General features: G+C 70.0%; 19 protein-coding genes. 12 read left to right on the top strand and 7 right to left on the bottom strand.

The genetic code is table 11. From position 1 onward, the window contains the following. Window positions 1-36 precede the first annotated feature (36 nt). Entirely contained in the window at window positions 37-5,886 is a 5,850-nt protein-coding gene (gene pulA / locus ACQPYK_RS17380) for a pullulanase-type alpha-1,6-glucosidase (protein ID WP_433256416.1), read from the bottom strand. Between the two features lie 364 nt (window positions 5,887-6,250). Here pulA and ACQPYK_RS17385 point away from each other — a divergent pair, with 364 nt between their 5' ends. The 6 genes from ACQPYK_RS17385 (at window position 6,251) to ACQPYK_RS17410 (ending at window position 12,978) form a co-directional block, all read left to right on the top strand. Next, window positions 6,251-7,549 (top strand): extracellular solute-binding protein, encoded by a 1,299-nt coding sequence (locus ACQPYK_RS17385; RefSeq protein WP_433256418.1) that lies wholly within the window; start codon window positions 6,251-6,253, stop codon window positions 7,547-7,549. Window positions 7,550-7,552: 3 nt separating this feature from the next. Then, window positions 7,553-8,560 carry a carbohydrate ABC transporter permease gene (locus ACQPYK_RS17390; protein ID WP_433256420.1) on the top strand — a complete coding sequence of 336 codons (1,008 nt, stop codon included), beginning with the start codon at window positions 7,553-7,555 and terminating at the stop codon, window positions 8,558-8,560. Next, the gene (locus ACQPYK_RS17395) at window positions 8,557-9,435 is read left to right on the top strand and encodes a sugar ABC transporter permease (protein ID WP_433256422.1); all 879 of its coding nucleotides are present in this window, start codon (window positions 8,557-8,559) and stop codon (window positions 9,433-9,435) included. Before ACQPYK_RS17390 ends, ACQPYK_RS17395 begins: the two co-directional genes overlap by 4 nt. Window positions 9,436-9,484: 49 nt before the next feature. Then, on the top strand, window positions 9,485-11,101 hold the full coding sequence (locus ACQPYK_RS17400) for a glycoside hydrolase family 13 protein (protein WP_433256424.1): 1,617 nt from the start codon (window positions 9,485-9,487) through the stop codon (window positions 11,099-11,101). Further along, window positions 11,091-12,140 (top strand): LacI family DNA-binding transcriptional regulator, encoded by a 1,050-nt coding sequence (locus ACQPYK_RS17405; protein WP_433256426.1) that lies wholly within the window; start codon window positions 11,091-11,093, stop codon window positions 12,138-12,140. The genes ACQPYK_RS17400 and ACQPYK_RS17405 overlap by 11 nt, the downstream gene beginning before the upstream one ends. 205 nt (window positions 12,141-12,345) lie before the next feature. Beyond that, complete coding sequence (locus ACQPYK_RS17410; RefSeq protein WP_433256428.1) at window positions 12,346-12,978, top strand: amino acid-binding protein; 633 nt, start codon at window positions 12,346-12,348, stop codon at window positions 12,976-12,978. Window positions 12,979-13,066: 88 nt separating this feature from the next. Here the strand turns inward: ACQPYK_RS17410 and ACQPYK_RS17415 are convergent, their stop codons facing one another. Continuing rightward, a complete protein-coding gene (locus ACQPYK_RS17415) occupies window positions 13,067-14,353 on the bottom strand; it encodes an ABC transporter ATP-binding protein (protein WP_433256430.1) in 1,287 nt (428 codons plus the stop codon). Between the two features lie 80 nt (window positions 14,354-14,433). Between ACQPYK_RS17415 and ACQPYK_RS17420 the strand changes: the two genes are divergently transcribed. From ACQPYK_RS17420 to ACQPYK_RS17435, 4 genes are all read left to right on the top strand, one after another. Continuing rightward, entirely contained in the window at window positions 14,434-14,661 is a 228-nt protein-coding gene (locus ACQPYK_RS17420; RefSeq protein WP_433256432.1) for a hypothetical protein, read from the top strand. Further along, a complete protein-coding gene (locus tag ACQPYK_RS17425; RefSeq protein ID WP_433256433.1) occupies window positions 14,661-15,725 on the top strand; it encodes a LacI family DNA-binding transcriptional regulator in 1,065 nt (354 codons plus the stop codon). Before ACQPYK_RS17420 ends, ACQPYK_RS17425 begins: the two co-directional genes overlap by 1 nt. A gap of 99 nt (window positions 15,726-15,824) precedes the next feature. Beyond that, window positions 15,825-16,730, top strand: coding sequence for a carbohydrate kinase family protein (locus tag ACQPYK_RS17430; RefSeq protein ID WP_433256435.1), 906 nt, complete (start codon window positions 15,825-15,827; stop codon window positions 16,728-16,730). 91 nt (window positions 16,731-16,821) lie between these two features. Continuing rightward, window positions 16,822-18,273, top strand: coding sequence for an MFS transporter (locus tag ACQPYK_RS17435; protein WP_433256437.1), 1,452 nt, complete (start codon window positions 16,822-16,824; stop codon window positions 18,271-18,273). A gap of 62 nt (window positions 18,274-18,335) precedes the next feature. Here ACQPYK_RS17435 and ACQPYK_RS17440 read toward each other — a convergent pair whose 3' ends face one another. Next, window positions 18,336-21,914: an indolepyruvate ferredoxin oxidoreductase family protein gene (locus tag ACQPYK_RS17440; protein ID WP_433256439.1), complete on the bottom strand. Its 3,579-nt coding sequence runs from the start codon at window positions 21,912-21,914 to the stop codon at window positions 18,336-18,338. 112 nt (window positions 21,915-22,026) lie between these two features. Here ACQPYK_RS17440 and ACQPYK_RS17445 point away from each other — a divergent pair, with 112 nt between their 5' ends. Next, the gene (locus ACQPYK_RS17445; RefSeq protein WP_433256441.1) at window positions 22,027-22,479 is read left to right on the top strand and encodes an Lrp/AsnC family transcriptional regulator; all 453 of its coding nucleotides are present in this window, start codon (window positions 22,027-22,029) and stop codon (window positions 22,477-22,479) included. A gap of 2 nt (window positions 22,480-22,481) precedes the next feature. On the opposite strand, the gene ACQPYK_RS17450 is transcribed toward ACQPYK_RS17445, so the two are convergent. The 3 genes from ACQPYK_RS17450 to ACQPYK_RS17460 all read right to left on the bottom strand — a co-directional run bounded on the left by ACQPYK_RS17450 (window position 22,482) and on the right by ACQPYK_RS17460 (window position 25,764). After that, on the bottom strand, window positions 22,482-24,578 hold the full coding sequence (locus tag ACQPYK_RS17450; RefSeq protein WP_433256443.1) for a SpoIIE family protein phosphatase: 2,097 nt from the start codon (window positions 24,576-24,578) through the stop codon (window positions 22,482-22,484). 176 nt (window positions 24,579-24,754) lie between these two features. After that, on the bottom strand, window positions 24,755-24,949 hold the full coding sequence (locus ACQPYK_RS17455) for a DUF397 domain-containing protein (RefSeq protein ID WP_433256444.1): 195 nt from the start codon (window positions 24,947-24,949) through the stop codon (window positions 24,755-24,757). Beyond that, entirely contained in the window at window positions 24,940-25,764 is an 825-nt protein-coding gene (locus tag ACQPYK_RS17460; RefSeq protein WP_433256445.1) for a helix-turn-helix domain-containing protein, read from the bottom strand. Before ACQPYK_RS17460 ends, ACQPYK_RS17455 begins: the two co-directional genes overlap by 10 nt. Window positions 25,765-25,939: 175 nt before the next feature. Here ACQPYK_RS17460 and ACQPYK_RS17465 point away from each other — a divergent pair, with 175 nt between their 5' ends. Next, the gene (locus ACQPYK_RS17465; protein ID WP_433256446.1) at window positions 25,940-26,398 is read left to right on the top strand and encodes a hypothetical protein; all 459 of its coding nucleotides are present in this window, start codon (window positions 25,940-25,942) and stop codon (window positions 26,396-26,398) included. Here ACQPYK_RS17465 and ACQPYK_RS17470 read toward each other — a convergent pair. Next, window positions 26,309-26,956: a TetR/AcrR family transcriptional regulator gene (locus tag ACQPYK_RS17470; protein WP_433256447.1), complete on the bottom strand. Its 648-nt coding sequence runs from the start codon at window positions 26,954-26,956 to the stop codon at window positions 26,309-26,311. The genes ACQPYK_RS17465 and ACQPYK_RS17470 overlap by 90 nt on opposite strands. Between the last annotated feature and the right edge of the window lie 36 nt (window positions 26,957-26,992).

Consider the following 26,992-nt stretch of genomic DNA (forward strand, 5'->3'; position numbering starts at 1 on the left):
GCCTTTGCCGGGCTGCGCTAGCACTGCGCGAACGCGCTAGGACTGCACGAAGACGGCGACCGTGCGGGCCGGGACCGTCAGCGTGCCGGTGGCCGGCTCGAAGGCCGACCGCTTCACGACGGCGTCGTCGCCGGCCGTCTGGACGGGGTGGAGCGTCACCCGGGCGCCCTTCAGCGCGGCCACGGTCTGCGGCTGTGTCTCGGGGGTCGCGTTGAAGACGACGGTGATCGACTTCCAGCGCGGGTCGATGCCCGAGGAGTCCAGGTGCATGGTCACGACACCCGGGATCTCCGCGGTGCCGCTCGTCGGGAAGGTCAGCCGCTTCTGCACCTCGGCCAGGGAGCCGAGCGCGAAGGCGGGGGAGGAGGAGCGGATCTTCAGTAGCTCGCCGTAGCGGGCCCGGGCCGAGGCGATCGACGCGCAGTCCGGCCTGAGCGCCGGGTCGGCGAGCAGCGGTCTGGCATAGGCCCATTTGTCCTCGTTGCTCGCTCTGGGCGGCAGGCCCGCGCCGAAGCCGTTGCCCTGCGAGCAGTCCCACAGCAGCCGGTTGAACCAGTCGCCGGAGTCGAAGGAGTTACGGTCGAGCGATTTCGAGCGCAGCCGCTCGCTGCCGGCGTGGACGAACGAGACGCCCTGTGCCAGCACGGCGGTGGCCAGCGAGAGCGACTGCATGCGCACCCGGTCGGCCATCGGGGTGGCCGGCGGCAGCTTGTAGGCGAGCGCGTCGAACAGCGTCTCGTTGTCGTGGGCGTCCACGTAGGTCACGACCTCGTCCGGCGCGGCCGTGTAGCCGGCAGGGGAGCCGTTGTAGTCGACCTCCGAGCCCTTGACCCGCCTGCCGTCGGAGGCGGTGAAGGTGTAGTCGCGCAGGTTGCCGGTGAGCCCCACCTTGATCAGATCCTGATACCCCAGCAGGCGACCGCGCTGCTGCTCGGCCGTTCCGTTGGCCGCCGACCCGTTCGGCGCGCCGGCCAGGCCGGAGCCGAAGCCCTGGATCCTGGGGTCGGCGTCGAACGGGCTGCCGCCGCGCACCGCGTCACGCAGCCGGTCGCTGAAGGTGCCGATGCCGCTGCCCGCCATGTTGAGCTGGGTGGCCTGTTCGAAGCGGGCGTCGTCGGCCACCTCGCCGAAGTTCCAGCCCTCGCCGTACAGGATGATCGACTTGCCGTCCACACCGTCCTCGGCGAGGGTCAGCCGGTCCAGGGCCTCGCGGACGGCGAGCATGTTCGCCTTGGGATGGTGGCCCATCAGGTCGAACCGGAAACCGTCCACTTTGTAGTCGCGGGCCCAGGTGACGACGGAGTCGACGACGAGCCTGCCCATCATCGTGTGCTCGGGGGCGGTGTTGGCGCAGCAGGTGGAGGTGGCCACGGCGCCGTCGTCGAGCAGCCGGTGATAGTAGCCGGGCACGATGCGGTCGAGCACCGAGGTGGGGTCCTGGCCGGCGGCGTGGGTGTGGTTGTAGACCACGTCCATCACCACCCGCAGCCCGGCCCGGTTCAGTCCCGCCACCATCCCCCGGAACTCCTTGATCCGGCCGGAGCCCTCCGGGTCGGAGGCGTAGGAGCCCTCGGGCACGGTGTAGTGCAGCGGGTCGTAGCCCCAGTTGAAGGAGTCCTTGGCGGCGACCTTCGCGATGCAGTCCTGTTGCCGCTCGGAGTCGGCGGGCATCGAGGCCAGGTCGCAGTCCGGTTCGGCGCGGTCGGCCCTGCGCTCGGGGACGGTCGCCAGGTCGAAGACCGGTAGCAGGTGCACGTGGGTCAGCCCGTCCTCGGCGAGCTTGCGCAACTCCTTCATCCCGGCGGACTGCCCGGTGAACGCCGCGTAGGTGCCGCGCCGCCCGGCGGGGACCGAGGCGTCGGAGGCGGAGAAATCACGCACGTGCAGTTCGTAGATCGACGCCCTGTTCTGGGCCACCGCCTCGGGCTTGGCCAGGGAGGCCCAGCCGTCGGGGGCGAGGGACCGGTCGGACAGGTCCACCACCTGGCTGCGGACGGAGTCGGCGGCCAGCGACAGGCTGTAGGGGTCGGTCACCTCGTTGGTGACGACCTTGCCCGCGGCGGGCGAGTAGACCGTGACCAGGAAGGTGTAGTAGCGCCCCTTCCAGGAGGACGGTCCCCGCGCCGACCAGACGCCGGTCTCGTCGTCGCGCCGCATCCGGTGGACGGTACGGCCGGCGCCCGAGGCGTCGCGGTAGAGCGCCAGCTCCACCTTCCGCGCGGTCGGCGCCCAGACGGACAAACGGGGGGATCCGTGCCAGGTCGGGCCTAACTCGGCACCGGCGGCCTTGGCGTAGACGTCGTCGAGCACGCCGGGGATCTGCACGCCGGTGGCGGTGAGCAGGGCGCCCGAGGCGTCCCGCTCGACGGCCACGAGCTGGCCGCGCAGCGCCTCGTCGACCAGGCCGGCGTCGCGCGGATCCACCTTGAGGGCGACGTGGGCGGCCAGGTGCGGCCATCTCGCCTTCTGGGCGTCGGTGAGCGCCCCGGGGATCAGCCGGATGATCCGCAGGTCGCCGGAGAGGTCGCCCCCGGTGTGCGCGATGTCGCCCTTGCCGGAGAAGGCAAGGGAGTAGTGGAGGGAGGAGGACGGCTCGACCTTCCAGGCGAGGGTGTCGCGGTCGATCCAGTGCGCCGCCGACTTGGTCAGGTCGGCGTCGGCGCCGCGGGCCGGCGGCTGGGGCAGCAGGTAGCCCTCGGTGGCCGCCGCCCGCCAGGCCTCGTGGCCCACGGCGGTGAGGTCCAGCGCCTGGTCGTCCGGCAGATCCTTGTCGTCACCCTTGTGGATGATGTAGCTCACGTTCTTCGCCCCCTCGGTCAGGGGGACGCGGAAGTAAACCCCGAACCCGTCCTCGCCCGTGGGCCGGAGCGGGGTGGCCCACTCGGTGGGAGCGGCCACGTCACCCCACAGGTGCAGTCCCCAGCCGTCGTAATTCCCGTCCGGCCGGTGGTAATGCAGGATCGCGACGTTCTCGGCCGCGGCGCGGGTCGGATGGGCCTTCGCCACGCCCGAGCCGACGTAGGCGTCCGGTTGCAGCGCCGGAGTGAAGGCCTGGTCGGGGCCGGGATCCTTGAGGTCGCCCTTGTGGATGATGAAGTTCACCGGGGCGGAGGCGTTCTTCAGCGGGAGCTTCCAGAACGCGCCGTAGGAGTCGGTGCCGTCCGGCGGGCGTGGCGCGGCCCACTCGGTGGGCACCCCGTCGGCGAGCCCGTCGCCCCACAGGTGCAGGCCCCAGCCCTGGTAGTCCTTGCCGGGACGGCCGTAGTGGACGGTCGCGTGGCCCTGGGCCGCCGCACGGGAGGCGTGGGTGGCGGGATCGCCCGCCGCCAGCCAGACCTCGCCGGTCCTGGCGGGGTTGACGGTCCGGTCACCGCCGTCTTTCTCGTCGCCCTTGTGGACGATGATCCCGACGTCGGTGGCGCCGGGCTTGAGCTTGATCCAGGCGAACCTGCCGTAGGAGTCCTCGCCGGTCAGCGGGAGCGGGCTGGTCCATTCGGTCGGTCTGTCGACGTCGCCCCAGACGTGCAGGCCCCAGCCGTCGGCGTCCGGCCGCCCGTAGTGCACGATCAGCCAGTCGCGCCGGACGGCGCCGGGCTCCTGCGGGGTGGGTTCGGGGCCGACGGCGGCCGTCGCGGTCGCGGCGGCGAACCTGCCCGCGGAGTCCTTCACGACCGCCTTGTAGGTGATCTTCGTGCCCGCCGGGATGTCACGCAGGTCGTGGAAGACGCGGAAGGTACGGCTCCCGCCCGAGGAGTTCGGCGCGTCGTCGGTGCCGAGCACCTTCCAGGGGCCGTCACCCGACCTGGCGGCGAAGGTCACCTGGTCGAAGCCCGTTCCCGGTACGGTCGCGGAGACCGGGATCCGGCCGTCCTCGGCCGTCCCCCGGATCTCGGCACCGGGCAGGGCGATCGAGATCGCCGGCGCCGCCGCCGGGGCGGCGAGTTTCGCCGAGGCCCGGTAGACCACCGCGGACAGGGCCGGTACGGTCACCGTCAGCCTGGTGTCGGCGCCCGTCGTGGACTCCGCGGCGGCCTCGCCGTACACCCTGGTGAAGGCCGTGTCCGCGGAGAAGGTCGGCACGTTCACGGTCGCCGCCCGCTCGGCGTTGTTGACCGCGACGACGTATTCGACCTGTGCCCGGGCGTCGATCCTGGAGAAGGCGTAGACGCCGTCCGCGGCCAGGCGCTCGATCTGGGCGCCGTCGGCGAGGGCGGGATGGGCGTCACGGAGCTTCGCGAGGGCGGAGATGCCCTGGTAGAGCGGGTGGGCGGGAACGAAGTTGTCCTGCGCGTGGGTGGCCGCGGTGCCGATCAGGTCGTCGCTCAGATAGCTGTCGGTCCTGGAGGCGAACATCGGCTGGCGGGCGTCCTGGTCGCCGCCCTTGCCGGTGAAGCCCTGCTCGTCGCCGTAGTAGACCACGGGCTGGCCGCGGGTGAGATACATCAGTTCGTGGGCGAGCAGGTCCCTGCGAAGCAGTTCGGAGTCGGGCGCCCCCGGATTGTCCTGGGTGAGGAACCGGCCGATGCGGCCCATGTCGTGGTTGCCGAGGAAGGTCGGCAGCGACGCCGCGTTGCCGTCGGCGTCGGTGTGGTAGTCGTCCCCGGCGAAGAGCCGGGCCAGTCTCTCCGCGCCCGCCGTGCCGCCGCTGAAGGCGCGGGCGGCCTCCTGGAAGGGGAAGTCCAGGGTGGCGTTCATCCCGCCACGGGTGGAGTAGCGGCTGGTGAAGCCGGGATCGCCGGAGTAGACCTCGCCGAACATGAAGAACCGCTTGTTGCCGAGTCCGGCCGCGTAGCCGCGCAGGGCGGGGGAGAACCTCTCCCAGAACTCCATGTTCACGTGCTTGGCGGTGTCGATGCGGAAGCCGTCGAGACCGGTGTCGCGCACCCAGGTCTTGTAGACGTCGGTCAGGCCCCTGACCACCTCGGGCCGTTCGGTCCACAGGTCGTCGAGGCCGAAGAAGTCGCCGTATTCGGAGTTCTCGCCGCTGAAGGTCGAGTCGCCTCGGTTGTGGTACATCGTCGGATCGTTCAACCAGGACGGCGTCTTGGCGTTCATCGGCGCGATCGGCGTGTAGGGGAAGGATCCGGGGCCGACCTCGGGGAAGGCGTTCCCGCCGGCGTAGCGCCGGTCGTCGAACGGCACGCCCTTGACGTCGACGTAGGGGTAGGCCCCCTTGGACCGGTAGGAGCGGCTCTTCTCCTGGTAGTCGATCACGTCGGCCGTGTGGTTGGTGATGATGTCGAAGAAGACCTTCATCCCGCGCCGGTGCGCCTCCCGCACCAGCCGCTTCATCTGGGCGTTCGTGCCCAGGTGCGGGTCGATCCTGGTGAAGTCGGTGATCCAGTAGCCGTGGTAACCGGCCGAGGCGTTCTCGCCCGTGCCCTGGACGGGGCGGTTGCGGAAGGCCGGAGTGATCCAGATCGCGGTGCTGCCGAGGTCCTTGACGTAGTCGAGCCTGCCGAGCAGTCCCTCGAGGTCGCCGCCCTGGTAGAAGCCCTTGTGCGTGGGGTCGAACCCGGTGGCGAGCCGGTCACCGGACAGGTCGCCCCGGTCGTTGCCGGGATCGCCGTTGGCGAACCTGTCGGTCATCGCGAAGTAGAACCGTTCGCGGCTCAGGTCGGCGCGGAGCGCGTCGCGGGCGAGGCCGGCGTCGGAGGGCTCCGCCGTACGGCTCAGCCCCGAGATCACGGGGGAGCCGGAGACCGTCGGGGCGGTGAGCGGTTGCGGCGCGGCCATGGCCGTCGTGCCGGTGAACGGGGAGGGCGGCCGCGCCGCGGCGGCGGGAGGAGGGGGCGCGGCGAGACAGGAGGCGATCAGGGCCGTCGTGAGTCCGGCGCCTGTCAGGAGGGTCGCTCTCGCGCGTCGTGGGAGGAGTGGCCAGACCACCGGGGGCCTCCGCGAAGTTGTTTCGGGGGTGTTGCCCGGAAGCTACTCATTGGACATGATCTATGCAATCCCTTACCGAAACTTTCTGAAGTGTGGTGATTTTCGGTTGCGGGCGGCGTTCCCACCCCCCGAGTCGAAGATCCATTTCGACGTAGATGATCGCTCTGACGTGCAAGTATCTGCGGTAACACCTTCGATGGCGGGGATGTCACCCTCGGCGCTTTTGGTGGAGTATGTAACAAATTTGCAGAGACTTGCAGAAACTTCTTCCAACACGGTTCACGGCGGCGTAACGTCCGGCGTACTCCAAACCCGGCCCGGTGGCTTCCCCTGCCCGGACCGGTCCCCTGAGCTATGAGGAGAAATGATGCGGCGAGCCTTCTCGGCTGCGACGATCGTCGCCGCCCTCGCCCTGGCGGTCTCCGCCTGCGGCGGCGGAGACGGCGGCTCGGCGGCGGCGCCCGCCCAGTCCGCCGCGGCCGATCCGTCGAAGATCAGCGGCGAGATCACCTGGTGGGACACCGTCCGGCCGGACAGCGAGGGCCCGACGTTCCAGGCGCTCATCAAGGACTTCCAGGCGAAGTACCCCAATATCAAGGTCAACTACGTCAACGTCCCCTCGGACCAGGCGCAGAACAAGTTCCAGACCGCCGCGCAGGCCGGCAGCGGCGCGCCGGACGTCATCCGCTCCGAGGTGGCCTGGACCTCACAGTTCGCCTCTCTCGGCTACCTCCAGCCGCTGGACGGCACGCGCGCGCTGGAGAACGAGTCCGACTTCCTGCCCAGCCCGCTGAGCAGCACCAAGTACAACGGCAAGTCCTACGCGGTGCCGCAGGTCACCGACACCCTGGCGCTGCTGTACAACAAGAAGCTCCTGGAGAAGGCCGGCCACGACAAGGCTCCGGCCACGGTGGAGGAGCTCAAGAAGACCGCCCTCGACGTCAAGGCCAAGACCGGCGTCAACGGTCTCGCGCTCAACGTCGACTCCTACTTCCTGCTTCCGTTCATCTACGGCGAGGGCGGTGACCTTCTCGACGTCCAGAACAAGAAGATCACCATCAACTCCCCGGCCAACGTCAAGGCCATGGCGACCGTCACCGACCTGGTCACCTCCGGCGCGGCGGCCAAGCCCGCCATCCAGGACAGCTACGCCAACGCGATGACCGCCCTCAAGGACGGCAAGGCCGCGATGATCTACAACGGCCCGTGGGCGCTGTCGGAGATCTACCAGGGCAAGGAGTTCAAGGACAAGGCCAACCTCGGCATCGCGCCCGTCCCCGCGGGATCGGCCAAGGCCGGCGCCCCCACCGGCGGCTGGAACTACGCCATCTACGCCGGTTCCAAGAACCTGGACGCCTCCTACGAGTTCGTCCGCTTCATGAGCACCCCCGAGGCCCAGGCCAGGATCGCCAAGGAGATCAGCCTCCTGCCGACCCGCGCCTCCGCCTACGACAACCCCGACGTCCAGGCCAACAAGGACGTCGTCACCTTCAAGCCGATCATCGACACCGCGGTCGCGCGGCCGTGGATCCCCGAGGGCGGCCAGCTCTTCCAGCCGCTGCTGGAGGGTTACCAGTCCCTGGTCGGTGGCAAGGCCTCGCCCGAGGACATGGTCAAGTCGGTGGACGAGAAGTACCACGGCATCTTCAAGGGCTGGAGCTGATCCGTGGCGACTTCCACTGGACGTGTGACCGGCACGGCCAGGGACCGGGCCGCGGGCGACGCCCGCGGCCCGGTCCGCCGCGAGGAGGCCGGCCCGATTCGGCGGTCGCTGTCGCAGTACTGGTACGCCTGGGCGATGGTCGCCCCGGTCGTCGTGGTCACCGCCGTGCTGATCGGCTGGCCGCTGGTGCGGGGTGTGTACCTGTCGCTGACCGACGCCACCGAGGCCACGATGGGGCGGACGATCGGCGTCAACGTGATCCCATCGAGCTATGAGTTCGTCGGGCTCGGCAACTACGTCGACATCCTGACGAGCGGTCTGTTCTGGGACAAGCTGACCTGGACGGTCGTGTGGACCGTCGCCTGCGTCGGGCTCCACTACGGCCTCGGCCTCGGCCTGGCCCTGCTGCTCAACCGGAAGATGCGCCTGCGCTCGTTCTACCGGCTGATGCTGATCCTGCCGTGGGCGATCCCGCCCTTCGTCGCCGCGTTCATCTGGCGCTACCTCTACAACAGCGACTACGGCGTCATCAACGCGATGCTGAGGGCCGCGGGCCTCGGGACGGTCGGCTGGCTCGACGACCCGACCATGGCGAAGATCGCGGTCGTCGCGGTCAACGTCTGGGTGGGCGTGCCGTTCATGATGGTCGCCATGCTCGGCGGCCTCCAGTCGATCCCCGGCGAGCTCTACGAAGCGGCCGAGGTGGACGGCGCCGCGCCGTGGCAGCGCTTCCGCCACATCACCGTCCCCGGCCTGCGCACGGTCTCCAGCACCGTCGTCCTGCTGGGCACGATCTGGACGTTCAACATGTTCCCGCTGATCTTCCTGATCACCGGCGGAGGCCCGGGCAGCTCCACGGAGATCCTGGTGACCTACGCCTACCGCGAGGCCTTCACCGGCATCCGCAACTACTCGGGCTCGGCGGCATGGGGAGTGATCATTCTCCTGCTCCTCGTCGTACTGGCCCTGGTCTACCGCCGCGCGCTGCGCAAGCAAGGGGAGGTCTGGTGAGCACCGCCACCGCAGGTCCCGCGGGGCGCCGTCGTGCCCGCGGCCGTGAGGAACGCAGCATCGGCGGCTCGATCCTGCTGCACGGAACGCTCATCGTCGCGTCCGTCATCGCGCTGTTTCCCATCGTGTGGCTGGTCCTGACCTCGCTCAAGCCGCGCGACGGCTGGCTGTCCACCGAGCTGAAGTTCTTCGACGACTCGTCACTGGACAACTACGTCCGGGTGCTGACCGAGACGCAGTTCCCCAACTGGCTGCTCAACTCCGTGATCATCGCGGGGCTGACCACGATCATCGGCGTGTTCCTGGCCTCGACGACCGGGTACGCGATCAGCCGCTTCCGGTTCCCGGGCTACCGCGGCGTCATGTGGATGCTGTTGATCACCCAGATGTTCCCGGTGGCGATCCTGATCGTGCCGCTCTACAACCTGATGGCGGGCCTCGGGCTGCTCAACCAGATCCCCGGCCTGGTCCTCGCCTACATGACCGTGGCGGTGCCGTTCTGCGCGTGGATGATGAAGGGCTACTTCGACTCCATCCCGCGCGAGATCGACCAGGCCGGCATGATCGACGGGCTGACCCCGTTCGGCACCTTCTGGCGGGTCATCCTGCCGCTGGCCCGGCCGAGCATCGCGGTCACCGCGTTCTACTCCTTCATGACCGCCTGGGGCGAGGTCGCCTACGCCTCGGTCTTCATGACGGGAGAGGAGACGCGCACCCTCGCGGCCGGCCTGCAGCAGTTCGTCGGCCAGCACTGGTCCGACTGGGGCCTGCTGACCGCCTCGGCCGTGCTGATCGCGCTGCCCGCGGCGGTCGTCTTCCTGCTCGTCCAGCGTCATCTGGTCGCCGGGCTCACCGCCGGCGCCACCAAGTCGTAACACCACCGTGCTATCACGTCCTGATATGTCATTTGATCGGGGGACAAATATGACCGAGCTCGTCCACGCGGGCCATGCCAGCGACACCGCCACCCGATGGTGGCGAGACGCTGTGATCTACCAGGTCTACGTGCGCAGCTTCGCCGACGGCAACGGCGACGGGATCGGCGACCTGTTGGGCGTGCGGAGCCGGCTGCGGTATCTGGCGGACCTGGGGGTCGACGCCGTCTGGCTGACCCCCTTCTACACCTCGCCGATGGCCGACTTCGGGTATGACGTGGCGGACTACCGGGACGTGGATCCGATCTTCGGGTCGCTGGCCGACGCCAAGGCTCTGATCGACGACGCGCACCGGCACGGTCTGCGGGTCATCGTCGACGTCGTGCCCAACCACACCTCCGACAGGCACGTGTGGTTCCAGCAGGCGGTGGCGGCCGGGCCCGGCAGCCCCGAGCGAGAGCGCTACATCTTCCGCCAGGGCAAGGGCGAGAACGGACAACTGCCCCCGAACGACTGGGAGTCGGTCTTCGGCGGCCCCGCCTGGACCCGGCTGCCCGACGGGGAGTGGTACCTGCGCCTGTTCGCCCCCGAACAGCCCGACCTGAACTGGGAGAACCCCGAGGTCCACGCGGAGTTCGAGTCGGTGCTGCGCTTCTGGCTGGACCTGGGCGTGGACGGCTTCCGTGTCGACGTCGCGCACGGCATGGTCAAGGCGGAGGGCCTGCCCGACGTCGGCCATCCGGACCAGGTCCGGATGATCGGCTCCGAGGTGGTCCCGTTCTTCGACCAGGACGGCGTGCACGAGATCCACCGCGCCTGGCGCAAGCTGCTCGACTCCTACCCGGGCGAGCGGATCGGCGTCGCCGAGGCGTGGGCGCCGTCCCCGCAACGGCTGGCCGACTACGTCCGCCCCGACGAGCTGCACCAGGCGTTCAACTTCCACTTCCTGAACACCCCGTGGGACGCGGCCAGGTTCCGCGCGGTGATCCAGGAGTCGCTGGCCACGGCCGGGCTGGTCGGCGCGCCCAGCACCTGGGTGCTGTCCAACCACGACGTCAAACGGCACCTGACCCGTTACGGCGGCGGCGAGATCGGCCTGCGCCGCTCCCGCGCGGCGGCCCTGCTGATGCTCTCCCTGCCCGGCTCGACCTACGTCTACCAGGGCGAGGAGCTCGGCCTGCCGGAGGTCCTCGACCTGCCGGAGGAGTTTCTGCGCGACCCGCAGCGGCTGCGCAACCCCGACGACGGCCGCGACGGCTGCCGGGTCCCCATCCCGTGGGCCGACGTCGAACCCCACTTCGGCTTCAGCCTGCCCGGCATCGAGGAGTCCTGGCTGCCCATGCCGGCCTCGTGGGGCCCGCTCAGCGTCCAGTCCCAGCTGCGTGACCCGCTGTCCACGCTGCGCCTGTACCGCGCGGCGCTGGAGATCAGGCGGGACCGTGAGGCCTTCGGCGGCGCGCCGCTGACCTGGTTGGACTCTCCCGAGGGCACGCTGGCCTTCACCCGGGGCGACGGGTTCGCCTGCACGCTCAACCTGACCGGCCAGCCGGTCGAGCTGCCCGCTCCCGGGCGGGTCCTGCTGGCCAGCGAGGAGCCGGCCGTCGAGGGCGACACGGTACGGCTCGCCCCCGACTCCGCCGTCTGGTGGGAACGCGATGGCGTATAACGGCGGCCAGCCGGGGAACGGCTCGGCCAGGCTGGCCGACATCGCCGCGCAGGCCAAGGTCAGCGAGGCCACGGTCAGCAGGGTGCTCAACGGCAAGCCGGGGGTGTCGGCCGCCACCCGGCAGGCCGTTCTGGCGGCGCTGGACGTGATGGGTTATGAGCGTCCGCAGCGGTTGCGTCAGCGCAGTAACGGGCTGATCGGCCTGGTCACCCCGGAGCTGGACAATCCGATCTTCCCGGCCTTCGCCCAGGCCTTCGAGAAGGCGCTGACCCAGCACGGCTACACCCCGCTGCTGTGCACGCAGCTTCCCGGCGGAGCGGTGGAGGACGAGTTCACCGAGCTGCTCGTGGATCGCGGGGTCAGCGGCATCATCTTCGTCTCCGGCCTGCACGCCGACGTCACCGCGCGCTCCGACCGCTACACCCAGCTCATCGGGCAGGGGGTGCCGATCGTCCTGCTCAACGGGCACGCCGTTGACGTTCCGGCGCCGTTCATCTCGCCGGACGATCGGGCGGCGGCGCGGCTGGCCGTACAGCATCTGGTGGATCTGGGGCATGAGCGGATCGGCCTGGCCGTCGGGCCAGGCCGGTTCGTGCCGGTGATTCGCAAGATCGAGGGGTATCGGCAGGCGATGGCGCAGTTGCTGGGTGCGACCGAGGTGGAGGGGTTGATCTCGCATTCGCTGTTTTCGGTGGAGGGGGGTCAGGCGGCGGCGGCGCAGTTGCTGGAGCGGGGGTGCACCGGGATCGTGTGCGCGTCGGATCTGATGGCGTTGGGGGCGATCCGGGCGTGCCGGGATCGGGGGTTGTCGGTGCCGGCGGATGTGTCGGTGGTCGGGTTCGACGACTCGCCGTTGATCGCTTTCACCGATCCGCCTCTGACCACCGTGCGTCAGCCCGTCCAGTCGATGGTGACCGCCGCGGTGCACACCCTGCTGGAGGCCGTCTCCGGTGCGCCCATGCAGCACTCCGAGTTGATGTTCCAGCCGGAGTTCATCGTGCGGGGTTCCACCGGTTCGGGGCCGAAGGTCCTGCGCTAGGTGTGCTCGGCCTTCCGGGCCTCTTCCGGGGAGTGGCGGACCCCGGGCCTGCTGGAACGCGGCGTCCAGGAGTGGGCCCGGCCCGCCGGGGGAAAGGTCTGTCAGGACTGATATTTCGCGATGTCAGGTCTTATCCTGGACATCTCCCCGGAACCTTCATGAAACCTGTCTAGGACACCCTGATGTCCAAAGAGAGGTGATCGAAATGATGTTGCGGCTACGGGTGTCCTTTCCCGATCGCCCGGGCGCCTTGGGCCAGGTCGCCCGGGTGCTCGGCACGCTGGGGGCCGACATCCTCCAGGTGACGGTGCTGGAACGCGAGACCGGCCGGGCCGTGGACGACTTCACCGTCTCCTGGCCCGGCACCGTCGACGCCGAAACAGTCCGGGACCGCCTGTCGGTCGTCCCCGGCATACGCGTCGAAGCCGTCTGGCCCACCCGTGAGATCCCCGGCGCCGCCCCCGACTACGACCTGCTCAAGCACGTCGCGACCGAGCCCGGCAGGGCCATCGCCACCCTCGTGGACGCCGTTCCCGGCCTGGTGAGCGCCGAATGGGCGGTCGCGGTGTCCTCCGGGAGCGGAGAGCTCGTCCACCGAAGCTGGCAGGCCCCGATCTCGCTCGATGAAACGGGCGGTCTCGTCGGCGTCAAGGCGGCCGACCTCACGCCCCTGCGCCCCTCGCTCCTCAGCTCGGGTCGCAACAGGCTGATGAGCCTGCCGGTGCCGGACACGGGCCTGCACCTGGTCCTCGCCCGCACCGAGGGCCCGTCCTTCCATCGGGCGGAGCTGGACCGTGCCATCCGCGTCGTCGAGGTCGTCTCCATCATCGCCCGCTGACCCGGCGGCACCGCTGCCCGACCGGGCGCGTACGGCGTGGCGCCGGTGCGGCCGACCCGTGCCTCAAGGGCCGGCCAGTGGGGGCCGGTCAGCGGTGCGGGGGGTCGATGCGGGAGCCGTCCAGGGTGAAGAGCATCAGGCGGGTGGCGTCGACACCCACACGGGCGGGTTCGCCGGCCCGCCAGATGGGCCGGGAGCCGATGCGGACGATGAGGTCGGCGCGACGGTGAGTGCCGCCGCCGACCTGCTCCTGCTCCTGCTGGGGCTCGGGGTCGAAGCCGGTGCCGGGCAGCAGGCGCCTGATGGCCGCACGAGCCCGCCCGCCCGTGGCGGACGTCGCCAGGCCGCGGGCCTTGTGGCGAGGATCGGGAGGCTGGGGGACGGGCACGGTCGGGATGCCGCTCTCGACGTAGGCGAGCCACTCGTGGCCGTGATACTCCAGCGCGCGGACGCGGCCGAGGAAGACGGGACCCTCGAACGTCTCGGGGACCGGGGCCAGGCAGTCCGGGCGCAGGCCGACGATGATCTGTTGACCGACGTGCTGGGAGATGGCGTAGGCCCTGGGATCGGTCCAAGGGATCATGATCTGATGCACCCCGAAGTCCAGCAGGATGAACTGGTTCTGCGGGGTGCGCACGGTGGCCGCGAGGAGGTTGAGCTGCTGGGAGCTGAGGAAGGCGGCGGTGAAGGCGGTGGCCGGGTCGTTGTAGACCTGGCCGGGCGTGCCGACGTCCTGAAGCACGCCCCGGTTCATGATGGCGATCCGGTCGGCCAGCGTCAGGGCCTCCACCTGGTCGTGCGTCACGTAGATGGTGGTCACGCCGAGGGATCGGACCAGCGAGGAGATCTCCATGCGCAACTCGGTGCGCATGCCCGCGTCGAGGTTGGACAGCGGCTCGTCCATCAGGAAGAGCGAGGGCTGGCGGACGATCGCGCGCCCCATCGCGACGCGCTGACGCTGGCCGCCGGAGAGCGTTCCAGGGCGGCGTTCGAGCGTCTCGTCGATGTGCAGCGCCTTCGACAGCTCCGTCACCCGCTCCCGGACCATCGCCGGGTCGGCCTTGGCGATCTCCAGAGGGAAGGCGATGTTGCCGCGCACCGTGCGGTGCGGGTAGAGCGCGCCGTTCTGGAAGACCATGGCCACGTCACGATCGCGTGGGGCGAGGTCGTTGGCGAGCGTGCCGCCCAGCCACAGGTCTCCGGAGGTGACTTCCTCCAGGCCCGCGATCATTCGTAGCAGCGTGGACTTACCGCAACCGGAAGGCCCCAGAAGGACGAGGAACTCCCCGTTGTCGGCGCGCAGGTTCATGCGGTCAACCGCGAGGTACCCACCGGGGTAGACCTTGGTCACATTGTCGAGGACGACGGTACTCATGCGCGCTCGTTCCTCCCGGACTCCACTGCCCGGATCCAGCCGTGTGATTGATGAGGTAGTACATCGCGCCTCTTGCCCATGTGTCCATAGATGTCGTTAGAAATCGCACATCTACTGGTTACTTTGTCGCCGGTGATGAGCAGCAAGTTGCGCGTTGGGAGTTTCGTTGGAGCGGCTGTGACAATGCGCATGATCACGAGCGCGGGATGTTACAGTTTGGGAAAAGTTTCAACAACGAGTTTCACATCAAGGTGCTCAATGCCGTCCGGCTTGCGCCCAATTCAGCCGCATGGTGGGGTTACTTCTGATGGATGGTGAACTCACGAATATTCCCCGGTCGCGTCCCGACGGCGCGGGAATCCGCCTGACCGACATCGCCGCGCAGGCCAAGGTCAGCGAGGCCACGGTCAGCAGGGTGCTCAACGGCAAGCCGGGGGTGTCGGCCGCCACCCGGCAGGCCGTTCTGGCGGCGCTGGACGTGATGGGTTATGAGCGTCCGCAGCGGTTGCGTCAGCGCAGTAACGGGCTGATCGGCCTGGTCACCCCGGAGCTGGACAATCCGATCTTCCCGGCCTTCGCCCAGGCGATCGAGAAGGCGCTGACCCAGCACGGCTACACCCCGGTGCTGTGCACGCAGCTTCCCGGCGGAGCACCCGAGGACGAGTTCACCGAGCTGCTGATCGATCGCGGGGTCAGCGGCATCGTCTTCGTCTCCGGCCTGCACGCCGACACCACGGCGAAGATGGACCGTTACACCCGCCTGACCGAGCGCGGGCTGCCGATCGTCCTGCTGGACGGCTACAGCGGCCAGATCGAGGCGCCGTTCATCTCGCCGGACGATCGGGCGGCGGCGCGGCTGGCCGTACAGCATCTGGTGGATCTGGGGCATGAGCGGATCGGTCTGGCCGTCGGACCGCGCCGGTTCGTGCCGGTGATTCGCAAGATCGAGGGGTATCGGCAGGCGATGGCGCAGTTGCTGGGTGCGACCGAGGTGGAGGGGTTGATCTCGCATTCGCTGTTTTCGGTGGAGGGGGGTCAGGCGGCGGCGGCGCAGTTGCTGGAGCGGGGGTGCACCGGGATCGTGTGCGCGTCGGATCTGATGGCGTTGGGGGCGATCCGGGCGTGCCGGGATCGGGGGTTGTCGGTGCCGGCGGATGTGTCGGTGGTCGGGTTCGACGACTCGCCGTTGATCGCTTTCACCGATCCGCCGCTGACCACCGTGCGCAAGCCCATCGGCGCGATGGCCTCGGCCGCCGTGGCGACCCTGCTGGAGGAGATCAACGGCGTCCGCAGCAGGCACATCGAGCTGATGTTCCAGCCCGAGCTGGTCGTGCGCCGCTCGACGGGCTCGGGCCCGCTGGTGAACCGCTAGCGGAGTCCCACCGGCACGGGGCCGCGAGCGAGACCGCTGCCGCCGGGGCGAGCGCGGTCCGTCGGGGCGAGCGCGGACGGTGAATGGGACCATGAGGCGATGAAGACTGGTTATGACGTCATCGTCATCGGCGGGACCGGGGTGGACACCACGGCCTACGTGCCCGAACTGCCCCTGCCGTACGCGGACACCTACGCCGTCCCCCCGATGGTCGACCGGATCGGCAACACCGGCAGTGGCGTCGCGCTCGGCTGTCACACACTCGGCCTGAAGGTCAAGCTCGTCGACCTGATCGGCGACGATCCACAGGGCCGTTTCATCCGGGCCCACATGGAGGCCAAGGGCGTGGAGTTCGAATGGGCGCTCGCCCCGCAGGGCACCCGGCGCAGCGTCCTGCTGGTCGGCCCCGACGGGCGGCGGTTGTCGCTGTTCGACCCGCGTGACGCGCCCGGCGAACGGCTGCCCAGGGAGCTCTACCTACCGGCGGTGCGCGAGGCCCGGCACGTGCACGTGTCGCTCACCGGTTTCTCCCGGCACGTCTACCCCGACCTTGAGGGCGGGTCCGTCTCCACCGACCTGCACGACTGGGACGGGGACAACGACTTCCACCGGGACTACGCCTACTCCTCCGACCTGGTCTTCCTGTCGGACACGGCGTTGGGCTCCCGCCGCGAGGCCGTCATGCGCGACATCCTGGCCGGTGGCCGTGCCAGGACGGTGATCTGCACGGCGGGCGCCGAGGGCTGCCACGTCCTCGACGCCGACGGGCTGCGGCACTTCCCCGCCGCCCCGCTGCCCGGCCCGGTGGCCGACAGCAACGGGGCCGGGGACGCGTTCGTGTCGGGCGTCCTGTACGGCCTGCTGTCGGGCCGGCCCCTGGACGACTCCGTCCGGCTGGGCACCATCGCGGGCGCGCACGCCTGCACGTCGACGGGCACCCACGAGAACCCCATCGACGAGCCGTCCCTTCTCGGACGCGGGGAGGAGCTCGCCCGCCTCTCGTAGGCCTGACGTCCTGCCCGGCCTGACGCCCTGTCCTACCCGTGACACTCCACCGACCGTCACTTTAGGCTATTTCTAACTACACTATGTAGTTATGGGGGAATCGCAGGATCGGACCATCCAGACACTCATCCCGGCGCGGATCGACCGGCTGCCCTGGTCGCGCTTCCATACCAGGATGGTCGTCGCGCTCGGGGTGGCCTGGGTGCTCGACGGCATGGAGATCACGATCGCCAGCGCCGTCGGCGACGTCCTGCGCGAGCGGCAGACGCTCGCCCTGACCGCGGCCGAGGTGGGTCTGGCCGCCACGGTCTACCTGCTCGGCGAGGTCGCCGGCGCGCTGATATTCGGACGTCTGTCGGACAGATTCGGCCGGCGCAAGCTCTTCATCATCACACTCGGCCTCTATCTCGTCGCCAACGGCATCACCGCCTTCTCCTTCTCCTACTGGTGGCTGCTGCTCTTCCGCTTCTTCGCCGGGATGGGCATCGGCGGAGAGTACGCGGCGATCCACTCGGCCATCGACGAGCTCATCCCCGCCCGCTACCGCGGCCGGATCGACCTGGCCGTCAGCGGCACCTACTGGCTGGGCGCCATGATCGGTACGGCGTCCACCTACATCCTCCTCAACCCCGACCTGCTCCCGGTCGACCTGGGCTGGCGGCTCGGCCTGCTCATCGGCCCGCTGATCGGCCTGCTGATCTGGGGCCTGCGCCGGCACCTGCCGGAGAGCCCGCGCTGGCTGGTCATGCACGGCAGGGAGCAGGAGGCCGAGCTGGCGGTCCGCGAGATCGAGCAGCACGTGCGGGAGTCCGGCAAGGAGGTGCCACCGGTGGACGAGCGCAGGATCATCGAGATCCGCCCGCACGGCGCGGTCCGCTACCGCGACGTCCTCCGGGTGATCTTCAAGGACTACCCGAAGAGGTCGATTCTCGGCGCCACCCTGATGATCAGCCAGTCGTTCCTGTACAACGCGATCTTCTTCACCTACGTGCTGGTGCTCTCGCAGTTCTACGGGGTGAGCGCATCCGACGCGTCGAAGTACCTGTTCCTGTTCGCGCTGGGCAACCTGCTCGGCCCGTTCGTGCTCGGCCCGCTCTTCGACACCGTCGGCCGCAAACCCATGATCTCCTCCACCTACATCTTCTCCGGCCTCCTGCTGGCCGTGACCGGCTGGCTGTTCAAGGAGGGCGTGCTCACCGCGACCACCCAGACCCTGCTGTGGTCGGTCATCTTCTTCGTCGCCTCGGCCGCGGCCAGCTCCGGATACCTCACCGTCAGCGAGCTGTTCCCGCTGGAGATCCGGGCCCTGGCCATCGCGGTGTTCTTCGCCGTCGCCCAGACCTTCGGCGCCCTCGGCCCGGCCATCTTCGGCGCATTGATCGGCGACCAGCGCAACCCCGACCCGACCCGCCTGTTCTACGGCTATCTGGTCGCGGCGGCCATGATGGTGCTCGCCGGGATCGTCGCCCTCCTGTTCGCGGTCAAGGCCGAGCGGGCCTCCCTGGAGGACGTCACGCCCCCGCTGTCCGCGGTCACCGTGTGACCCCCGGCGGGGCCCCTACCGGGACCCCTGGCCGTCGCCGGGTGACCTCCGGCGGGCCCCCCCTACCGGGACCCCTGGCCGTCGCCGAGGCCGCCGAGCAGCGCGGCCACCCGCTCCCGATAGGCGACCACGTTGCGCAGCTTGACGTGCTCGTAGCCGCGGATCATCTCCGGCAGCTCGGCCAGCTCGCAGACCCGCTCCTCGGTCTCCGGGCGCAGGTGCGCGAGGGCGCGGTGCACGTCCCGGGTGTATTCGGTGACGAGCTCGCGTTCGGTCCTGCGCACCCCGGCCATGCCGAACGGGTCCAGCCGGGTGCCGCGCAGCCCGCGCATGCCGTACAGCAGGCGGAAGGCCGGGTCGAACCAGGAGCCGAGACGGATCTTGCGGTTCATGCCCATGGCGCGCAGGACCGGCGGGTGCAGGTTGTAGGAGATCTTCGCGCCGGGGCCGAACTCGGCGGCGATGCGGGCCCGCTCGGCCGGGTCGAGGTGGAGGCGGGCCACCTCGTACTCGTCCTTGTAGGCCATCAGGCGGTACAGGTGACGGGCGTAAGCCTCGGTGACCGGGCAGCGCTCGGCCGAGACCTCCCGCTCCTTGGCGAGGACCGCGCGGACCGCCTCGGCGTAGCGGGTGGCGTAGCGCGGATTCTGGTAGGCGGCGAGGTCGGGCACCCGGACCGTCAGGATCCGGTGCAGCTCGGTGCCGGGAGCGGCGATCGAGTCGACGAGCGCGGTGACCTCGGGGCTCGGCGCCCGCTCGGCCGGGGCGGGGGAGCCGGTCGCCCGCGCCACCGACTCCGGGTCGGCGGCGACGGCCCGGCCCCAGTGGAAGGCGGCGATCGTCTTGTCGGCGCTCTTGCCGCCACCCATGCGGATGGCCCGTTCGATCGACTCCAGGCTCAGCGGGATGAGCCCGCGCTGCCAGGCCGCGCCGACCACGATCGTGTTGGCCGGCATGTGGTCGCCGAACAGCTTCTGCGCCACGTCCTCGGCGTCGAGGTAGACGTTCAGCTCGCGCCGGGTGCGCGACTCCAGCGCGCCGATGGGCGAGCCGAGGTCGGTGACGTGCTTGGACGGGTCGAGGACCATGGATCCGGTGGGGACGAGGCTGGTGGAGACCACCGCGACGGTCCGGTCGCGGTCGGCGCCGCGCAGGTGCTTGGGATCGGTGGCGCCGATCAGGTCGAGCGCGAGGTAGGCGTCCACGCCGGCCGTGCCGGCCTGCCCGGAGCGGTCGCCCGCACCGTCGAAGATCAGGATGTCGGAGACGACCGTGCCGCCCTTCTGAGCCAGGCCGGTCTGGTCGAGCCCGCGCGACTGCCTGCCGTCGAGCATCGCGGCGGTGCCGAGCATCTGCGCCACCGACACCACGCCGGTGCCGCCGATGCCCACCAGCCGGATCGTCGTCTCCCCGGCACGGAGCTCGGGTGCCGGCGTCTGAGGAGGAGCCGGTACGGCGGCGCGCCCGCGGGTCGCCTTGGCCGGGACGACGGTCAGGAAGGAGGGGCAGTCGCCTTCCACGCAGGAGTAGTCCTTGTTGCAGGACGACTGGTGGATCTCGGTCTTGCGGCCGAACTCGGTCTCCACCGGCAGCACCGACAGACACTCGGACTTCTGCCCGCAGTCACCGCATCCCTCGCACACCCGCTGGTTGATCGCCACCCGCCGGACCGGGTCGGGCAGCTCGCCCTTCTTGCGCAGCCGTCGCTTCTCGGCGGCGCACTGCTGGTCGTGGACCAGCACGGTCACTCCGGCGATCGCGGCCAGTTCGCGCTGGGCGTCCTCCAGCGCGGTGCGGTCGCGGACCTCGGCGATCCGCGCCAGCCTGACCCCCCGGTAGCGCTCGGGCTCGTCGGTGGTGACGATCACCCGGCGCACGCCCTCCGTCTCCAGCCAGCGGGTCAGGTCGGCCACGGCGAGGGACGGGGTGATCGTCTGGCCGCCGGTCATGGCGATGGCGCTGTTGTAGAGCAGTTTGTAGGTGATGTTGACGCCCGCGCCCACGGCGGCGCGCACGGCGAGCGAACCGGAGTGGTGGAAGGTGCCGTCGCCCAGGTTCTGGAAGATGTGCGGGGTGTCGGTGAAGGGCGCCTGACCGATCCACTGCGTGCCCTCACCGCCCATCTGGGTCAGGCCCGTCAGGGTGCCCTTGCCCTCGCGGTTGAGCACCACCATCGTGTGGCAGCCGATCCCCGCGCCCACCGGGGCGTCGTCCGGGACGGCGGTGGAGCGGTTGTGCGGGCAGCCCGAGCAGAAGAACGGGGTGCGCTGGGCGCCGAGCAGCTTCAACGGTCCCGGGCGGGAGATCACGGACAGGCCCTTGGCGATCCGGTCGCGTACCTCGGGCGTGAAGCGCTCGCCCGCCGCCAGGGAGACCTGCTCCCGGCCGCCGGCCGGGGAGCCCTCCTGCGGTGCCGCTCCGACGCGCCCGTCCAGGCCCTTGCGGCGCAGCCGGAAGGCGACCGCCTTGGCCGCCAGATCGGCGTCGACGCCCCCGGTCCGCGGGATCAGGACGGCGCCGTTCTCGTCGAGCTTGCCGAGGACGCGCGGGGCGTCGGCGGTGCCGTACAGGACGTCCTTGATCAGGGTCTCCAGCATCGGGCCCTTCTCCTCGACGACCATGATCTCCTCAAGGCCGCGGGCGAAGTCCCGGACGATTCCGGGCTCCAGCGGCCAGAGCATGCCGATCTTGAGAATGCGCACGCCGAGCTCAGCGGGCTCCACGCCCAGCTTGCGGAACGCCTCGCGCACGTCGTAGTAGGCGGTCCCGGAGGCGACGATGCCGAGCCAGGCGTCCCCGGGATCCACGGTGATCCGGTTGAGGCCGTTCTCCCTGGCGTAGGCGCGGGCCAGCTCCAGCCGCGGGCCGACCAGCGTCCGCTCCATCTCCAGAGACCAGGGGGTGAGCAGTGTGGCGTCCGGTGTGTGCCGGTACGGCCTGCCCTCGAATTCGACGACGGGCATGACGGGAACCACCCGGCCGGTGCCGACGCCGACCGTGCCGGTGCCGTCCATCACGTTGGTGACCGCCTTCACCGCCACCCACAGGCCGCTGGCCCGTGACGCCGAGATCGCGTGCCGGCTCAGGTCGAGCAACTCCTGGACGCTGCCGGGGTGGACGATCGGCATGCCCAGCGCGGCGAGCGCGCTCTCGGTGGCCGAGGGCAGCGTCGATGACTTGCACGTCGGGTCGTCGCCGCAGAAGGCGATCAGGCCGCCGTCGGGGTGGGCGCCGACGAAGTTGCCGTGCCGGAAGGCGTCGGCCGCGCGGTCGACGCCGGGGGCCTTGCCGTACCAGACGCCCAGGACGCCGGCCTTGCGCGGCCGGGGGAGGCCGGGCACGAGCTGGCTGCCCCAGACGGCGGTCGCGCCCAGCTCCTCGTTCTGGCCCGGCCGGTGCACGATGTCGAGTGGCTCGGTGTGCCGGCGCGAGCGGACGAGCTCCTGGTCGAAGCCGCCGAGCGGAGAGCCGGGATAGCCCGACACCATCGTGCCCGTGTCGAGGCCGGCGTGGCGGTCGGCGCGCATCTGGTCGAGGATCACCCGGACCAGCGCCTGCGTGCCGGTCATGAAGACCTGGCCTTCGTCGAGGGCGTAGCGGTCGTCGGGAGTCACCTCACGGGCGTCGGCGAAGATCGTCATGATCGTGGTCCCGTCTGTCTGCGCCTTGGATTGCCCGCAAGGTTATGCCAGGCGGCCTGAAATTCGATGTCAATATTTATGCTGATTAACAGATTGGTTAGCATCAGTTGCCATGGATGCAACCGATCGCGCAATTCTCGGTCTCCTTCAGGTGGAAGGGCGGCTGAGCAACCTGGAACTCGCCGAGAGGGTGCGGCTGACTCCCTCGCCGTGCCTGCGCCGGGTCCGCAACCTCGAGGAGTCGGGAGTGATCACCGGCTATCGTGCCGTGGTCGACCCGGCGGCCGTCGGGCGCGGGTTCCAGGTCCTCGCCTACGTCGAGCTGGAAGGTCAGGACGCCGAGACCGTCACCGCCTTCGAGGCGGCCGTCATGGAGGTCGACGACGTGATCGAGTGCCTGCGCATGTTCGGCCGCCCCGATTACGTGCTGCGGGTCGCCGTGCCGGACATGGACTCCTACAGCCAGCTCTGCCTGGAGAAGCTCGGCCGCCTGCCCGGACTCGACAAGCTCACCTCCCAGATCGCCATGAAGGCCCTCAAACCAGGGGGTGTCCTGCCGCTGTGACCTCAGGACGGCGGGATCCGAGGCGCTGGGGGCGCGGCCGGCCCGGCTTCGGGGTCGGACGGCAGGCGGACGGCGATCATGGCGATGTCATCCTTCCCGCCGGCGGTCATCCTGACCAGCAGTTCGTCGCAGAAGGTCGCCAGGGATTCCCTGGCGAGCGCCGCGGCGTGGCGGCGCAGCCGGGCCAGGCCCGTGTCGATGTCCTCGCCCGGACGCTCGACGAGGCCGTCGGTGTACAGCAGCAGCGTGCTGCCCGACGGCAGTGGCTCGATGCTGCTGCCGCGCGGCCTGTCGTGGAGCACGCCGAGGAGGGGGTCGGATGTCTCCAGGAGAAAGCGGCCGTCGCCGTCCGGGGTGACCAGCAGGGGCGGCGGGTGCCCGGCCACCGAGTAGTCGAGCTGCCACCGGCCGGGCGCGGGCTGCTCCACGCGCGCCAGGACGCAGGTCGCGGTCTCCTCGTCGTACAGGGTCTCCATCGCGACGTCCAGGCGTCTGAGGATCTCTCCGACCGGTTCCTCGCGGTCGACGGCCAACCCCCTGAGCATGTTGCGCATCTGGCTCATGGTGACGGCGGCGGGCAGGTCGTGACCGGCCACGTCCCCGATCGTCAGCATGGTGGCGCCGTCGCGCAGCCGGAAGCAGTCGTACCAGTCCCCGCCGACGTCGGCCGCGGCGGGGCTCGGCTGGTAGCGGGCGGCGATCTGCAGGTCCGGGACGTCGGGCGGTTCCGGCAGCAGGCTGCGCTGCAGGGCGAGGGCCACGCGCTTGGTGCGCCGGAACTCGATGGCGTTGCTGAGGGGGTCGTGCGCGTGGTCGAGCATCTGGCCGATCAGGGTGATGTCGGCCACGCTGATCGGGGGGCGTTCCCCGCAGACGGAGGCGGCCACCACCGCCGCCACGGTGCCGTCGACGATGACCGGCACGAGGACCACGCTGTTGGCCTTGGCCGCGACGAGCCACGCCTCGGCCTTCGCCGGCGCGACACCGGGTGCCGGCATTCCCGGCGGGAACGTCCGGTGGATGGCGCGGCGGCGCTGGACCGTGCGGGTCAGCACGTTGTCGGAGGTGAAGATCTCCTCGCCCTGTTCGGGTAGATCGGGCAGGCCCGGTCGGGCGGCGGAGGCGACATGCTGGGCCACCAGCGGCGCGTTCGCGGGACGGTCCGGCGACTCGGACAGGAGGTAGATGATGCACCCGTCGGCCAGTTCGGGCACGATCGCGTGTGCCAGCGCGGTGAGCATCTCCTCCAGGCGGGTGATGTCCGCGGTGGCGGCGGCGGCGAGGCCGAGCAGTTCCAGGCGCCGGGTGTCCTGCCACTCCTGCTCGATGTCGGTGCAGCTGCCCACCCACTCCACCACGGTGTCGCCTTCGATGACCGGCACGGCGCGGACGCTGAAGTGCCGGTAGGTGCCGTTCGCGAGGCGTATGCGGTGGATGTTCTCCCACAGGGGAGGCACCTCCTCGGCCGCCCGCGACCACGACCGGACGGTCGCCTCGCGGTCGTCGGGGTGGATCACGTCCCGCCACCCCTCCTCCCTGAACTCCTCCCACGACTGCCCGGTCACCCGTTCCCAGCCGGGGCTCGGTTCGATGACGCGGCCGTCGGCCGAGGTCACCCAGATCATCTCCGCGCCGACGCTTCCCAGCTTGTGGTAGCGCTCGACGAGACGGCGGCGTTCCTCGGCGAGGGCCTGGATCCGCTGCGCGGCGGTGACCTGCTCGGTGACCTCCACCGACACCAGCAGCACCCCGGGATCGCCGTCGCCGAGAGAGATCTCCGAGAGGCTGAAGGTGAAGAAACGCTCCTGCGGGCCGGTGTCGGCGTAGGCGATGGCCACGGGGGCCTCGATGACGGTCACGGGCTTCCCGGTGCACAGGACCTGGTCCAGCAGCCCGTAGTAGTAATCCCGTTCGACATGGTCGCCGAACGCCTCGCGAGCGAGGGCCCACAGCGACCTGTCACCGAAAACCGACCGGTAGACGGCATTGGTGTACACCAGCCGACGGTCTCGCGTGCTGGTGACCGACACCCCGACGGGGGCCGGATCGAACACCTCCAGCCCCAGCCCGCTGGACCTTTCCCCCCGGGCAACTTTCATCGTGCCTTCCCTGGCCGAAGCCTTCGCGTGCACAGGCGTCGAACGTTGCCCGCACGCTCCCCCTGAATGAGTCGCATACCCATACAGGCTGGGTGAATATGCACGATAGCTACCGTCGGGGTGGAAAGATCTACGCTACGCCCGCAGGAGCAATTGGCGAAATGCGGCGGGCGCTCCTAGATCGAGTCGCCCTTGATCTGGGTCAGGAAGGTGGTCCAAACCTCGGGAGAGAACAGCAGGGCGGGACCGTCGGGGTTCTTGCTGTCGCGGACGGCGACCACGCCGGGGAGGTTGACGGCCACCTCGACGCACTCGCCGCCGTTGCCGTTGCTGCGGCTGCTCTTGCGCCACCGGGCACCGGTCAGATCCATGAACTCATCCTCTTCTCGATGAAGGCCGCGGAAGCGGCCTGTGGGAGTGCCCAGGAACGCAATGCGTCGAACTGGGCCGACAGGGGGTCGACCCTGGCGGGATCGGTCAGGAGCTGCGCGTTCTCCGCGTTCTCCATGTAGACCACATCGGGCGCTCCCCTGAAGGAGAGGACCAATATGGGTCCGGCCAGTCCGGGGTAGGCCCCCACCTCGAAGGGGATCACCTGAAGGGTGACCCGTGGTCGCGCCGTCGCCTCCAGGAGGTGCGCGAGCTGCTCGCGCATCACCCGGGCGCCGCCGATGGGGCGGGAAAGCACGGCCTCGTCCAGCAGGACGAAAAGAATCGGCGGGTCCGGGCGGTCCAGCAGCCGCTGCCGCTGCATCCGCACCGTCACCATCTCCTCCACCTGCTCGGTGGTGTCGAACGGCCGGCCCAGTCGGGTCAGCGTCCGCGCGTAGTCCTCGGTCTGCAGCAACCCCGGCACCACCGCGAGCTGATAGTTACGCAGCGTGCGCGCCTCCCACTCCAGCTCGAACAGCGAGCGGACCCAGGCGGGCGAGGACTCCCGGCCGATCAGCGGCCAGAGCTTGACGAGCGTCCCCCCGGTCTCCAGCACCTCGTCGCATCGCTGCGCGAACTTCCTGGTCGGAGCGCGCATGGCGGTCTCGACCAGGCCCACCAATGAGGTGGAGTAGGTCGTCCGCTTGGCGAGCTCCTGCTGGCTCCAGCCCATGGCCTCTCGCAGCCGGCGCAGCTCAGAGCCCCAGTAGGCCATGACACTGGCACTGGGATCCAGCTCGTTTGGGGCGGGCATGGGGGCTCCCGTCCTTTCGGGTCCTACATGTGCCGGGGCGGGTCCCACAGTGAAACCCAACCACGTTGCATGTGTCTCTTAGTAATCGAGCACCTACCGAAAGTAATCATCCCACGACACCCTGTGAAGGGGAAACGGTTCGTCGTTTTCCCCGAACGCCGAGAGGAGGTGGGCAATGGCGAACCTCCGAGGTGTGCTCGCGGGAACGCCCGCCGTGCACGCCGCGTGTCTGCTCCGTGACGAGCTCGCACGGCACGGTGTCCAGGGCGACGTCCACGACGGCTACGGCCTGGCGCTGGTGTCGGTCTGGGCGGACCTGGTGATCTGGACGGACGGCATGGTCTACCGCTGGTGGACCGGACGGCTGTCGCCGAGAACCAGGCGGCGGCTCTACGCCGTGTACGGCCTGGACAACCCGGCGGCCGTCGCCCGCGTGGTGGCACAGCGCTACACCGAGCTGAAGGAGAGCCACCCTCGCTCCGGACTGATCGCCGAAGCACTCCGGACGTGCCCGTACGGGCCGGAAGGAGGGTGGGTCGGCCTGCTACGGCCGGGTGTCGCGGTCACCGGGCGTGACGACCGGGTGGGCCTCCCCTCGGCCTCCCTGCCGCTGGACGCCCTCCATGGTCAGTGACAGCAGCCGGTCGGCCAGATCGGCCTGAGCGGGGATCCGCTCACTCACCCAGGAGATCCCCGCGACGAGTGCGAGCAGTTCCTCCATGGTGACGTCGGAGCGTACGGCTCCGGCCTCCTGGGCGCGGGTCAGGAGCCGGGCTCCTCCCGCCCGCATGGCCGCGCACGACTCGTGCAGCCACGACTCCTCGTCGTGCACGGCGGCCATGACCGACGCGGGCAGCCCGTGGTAGGTGGTGGTGCCGGCGGCGAGGTCGCGCAGCCAGGAGATCAGGGCGTCGCCGGGTGACTCGGCGGTGAGCAACTCCTCCGCGGCGGCGCTCAGCCCGTCGAAGCCGTGGCCGACCAATGCCTCCAGCAGTGCCTCGCGGGTGGGGAAGTGCCGGTAGAGCGTGCCGATCCCGACCCCGGCGCGCCGCGCCACGTCCCGCAGGGAGGCGTCGGTCCCGTGCTCGGAGAAGACGGTCCGGGCGGCGCCCAGCACCCGGTCGCGGTTACGGCGGGCGTCGGCGCGCATCGCGGGGTCGGTGGCGTCCGGCGTGGCCGCTGTCTTCGCCATGCGGTGGTCCTTCCGTGTCACTGCCCGGAGCGGGGG

Source organism: Streptosporangium sp. CA-135522, assembly GCF_050949235.1.
GTDB lineage: Bacteria > Actinomycetota > Actinomycetes > Streptosporangiales > Streptosporangiaceae > Streptosporangium.

Excerpts from the sequence above, each read along its gene's own strand:
- ACQPYK_RS17385 (WP_433256418.1), top strand. The coding sequence starts at position 6,251 with ATGATGCGGCGAGCCTTCTCGGCTGCGACGATCGTCGCCGCCCTCGCC.
- ACQPYK_RS17400 (WP_433256424.1), top strand. The coding sequence starts at position 9,485 with ATGACCGAGCTCGTCCACGCGGGCCATGCCAGCGACACCGCCACCCGA.
- ACQPYK_RS17405 (WP_433256426.1), top strand. The coding sequence starts at position 11,091 with ATGGCGTATAACGGCGGCCAGCCGGGGAACGGCTCGGCCAGGCTGGCC.
- ACQPYK_RS17410 (WP_433256428.1), top strand. The coding sequence starts at position 12,346 with ATGATGTTGCGGCTACGGGTGTCCTTTCCCGATCGCCCGGGCGCCTTG.
- ACQPYK_RS17415 (WP_433256430.1), bottom strand. The coding sequence starts at position 14,353 with ATGAGTACCGTCGTCCTCGACAATGTGACCAAGGTCTACCCCGGTGGG.
- ACQPYK_RS17425 (WP_433256433.1), top strand. The coding sequence starts at position 14,661 with ATGGATGGTGAACTCACGAATATTCCCCGGTCGCGTCCCGACGGCGCG.
- ACQPYK_RS17430 (WP_433256435.1), top strand. The coding sequence starts at position 15,825 with ATGAAGACTGGTTATGACGTCATCGTCATCGGCGGGACCGGGGTGGAC.
- ACQPYK_RS17435 (WP_433256437.1), top strand. The coding sequence starts at position 16,822 with ATGGGGGAATCGCAGGATCGGACCATCCAGACACTCATCCCGGCGCGG.
- ACQPYK_RS17440 (WP_433256439.1), bottom strand. The coding sequence starts at position 21,914 with ATGACGATCTTCGCCGACGCCCGTGAGGTGACTCCCGACGACCGCTAC.
- ACQPYK_RS17445 (WP_433256441.1), top strand. The coding sequence starts at position 22,027 with ATGGATGCAACCGATCGCGCAATTCTCGGTCTCCTTCAGGTGGAAGGG.
- ACQPYK_RS17450 (WP_433256443.1), bottom strand. The coding sequence starts at position 24,578 with ATGAAAGTTGCCCGGGGGGAAAGGTCCAGCGGGCTGGGGCTGGAGGTG.
- ACQPYK_RS17455 (WP_433256444.1), bottom strand. The coding sequence starts at position 24,949 with ATGGATCTGACCGGTGCCCGGTGGCGCAAGAGCAGCCGCAGCAACGGC.
- ACQPYK_RS17460 (WP_433256445.1), bottom strand. The coding sequence starts at position 25,764 with ATGCCCGCCCCAAACGAGCTGGATCCCAGTGCCAGTGTCATGGCCTAC.
- ACQPYK_RS17465 (WP_433256446.1), top strand. The coding sequence starts at position 25,940 with ATGGCGAACCTCCGAGGTGTGCTCGCGGGAACGCCCGCCGTGCACGCC.
- ACQPYK_RS17470 (WP_433256447.1), bottom strand. The coding sequence starts at position 26,956 with ATGGCGAAGACAGCGGCCACGCCGGACGCCACCGACCCCGCGATGCGC.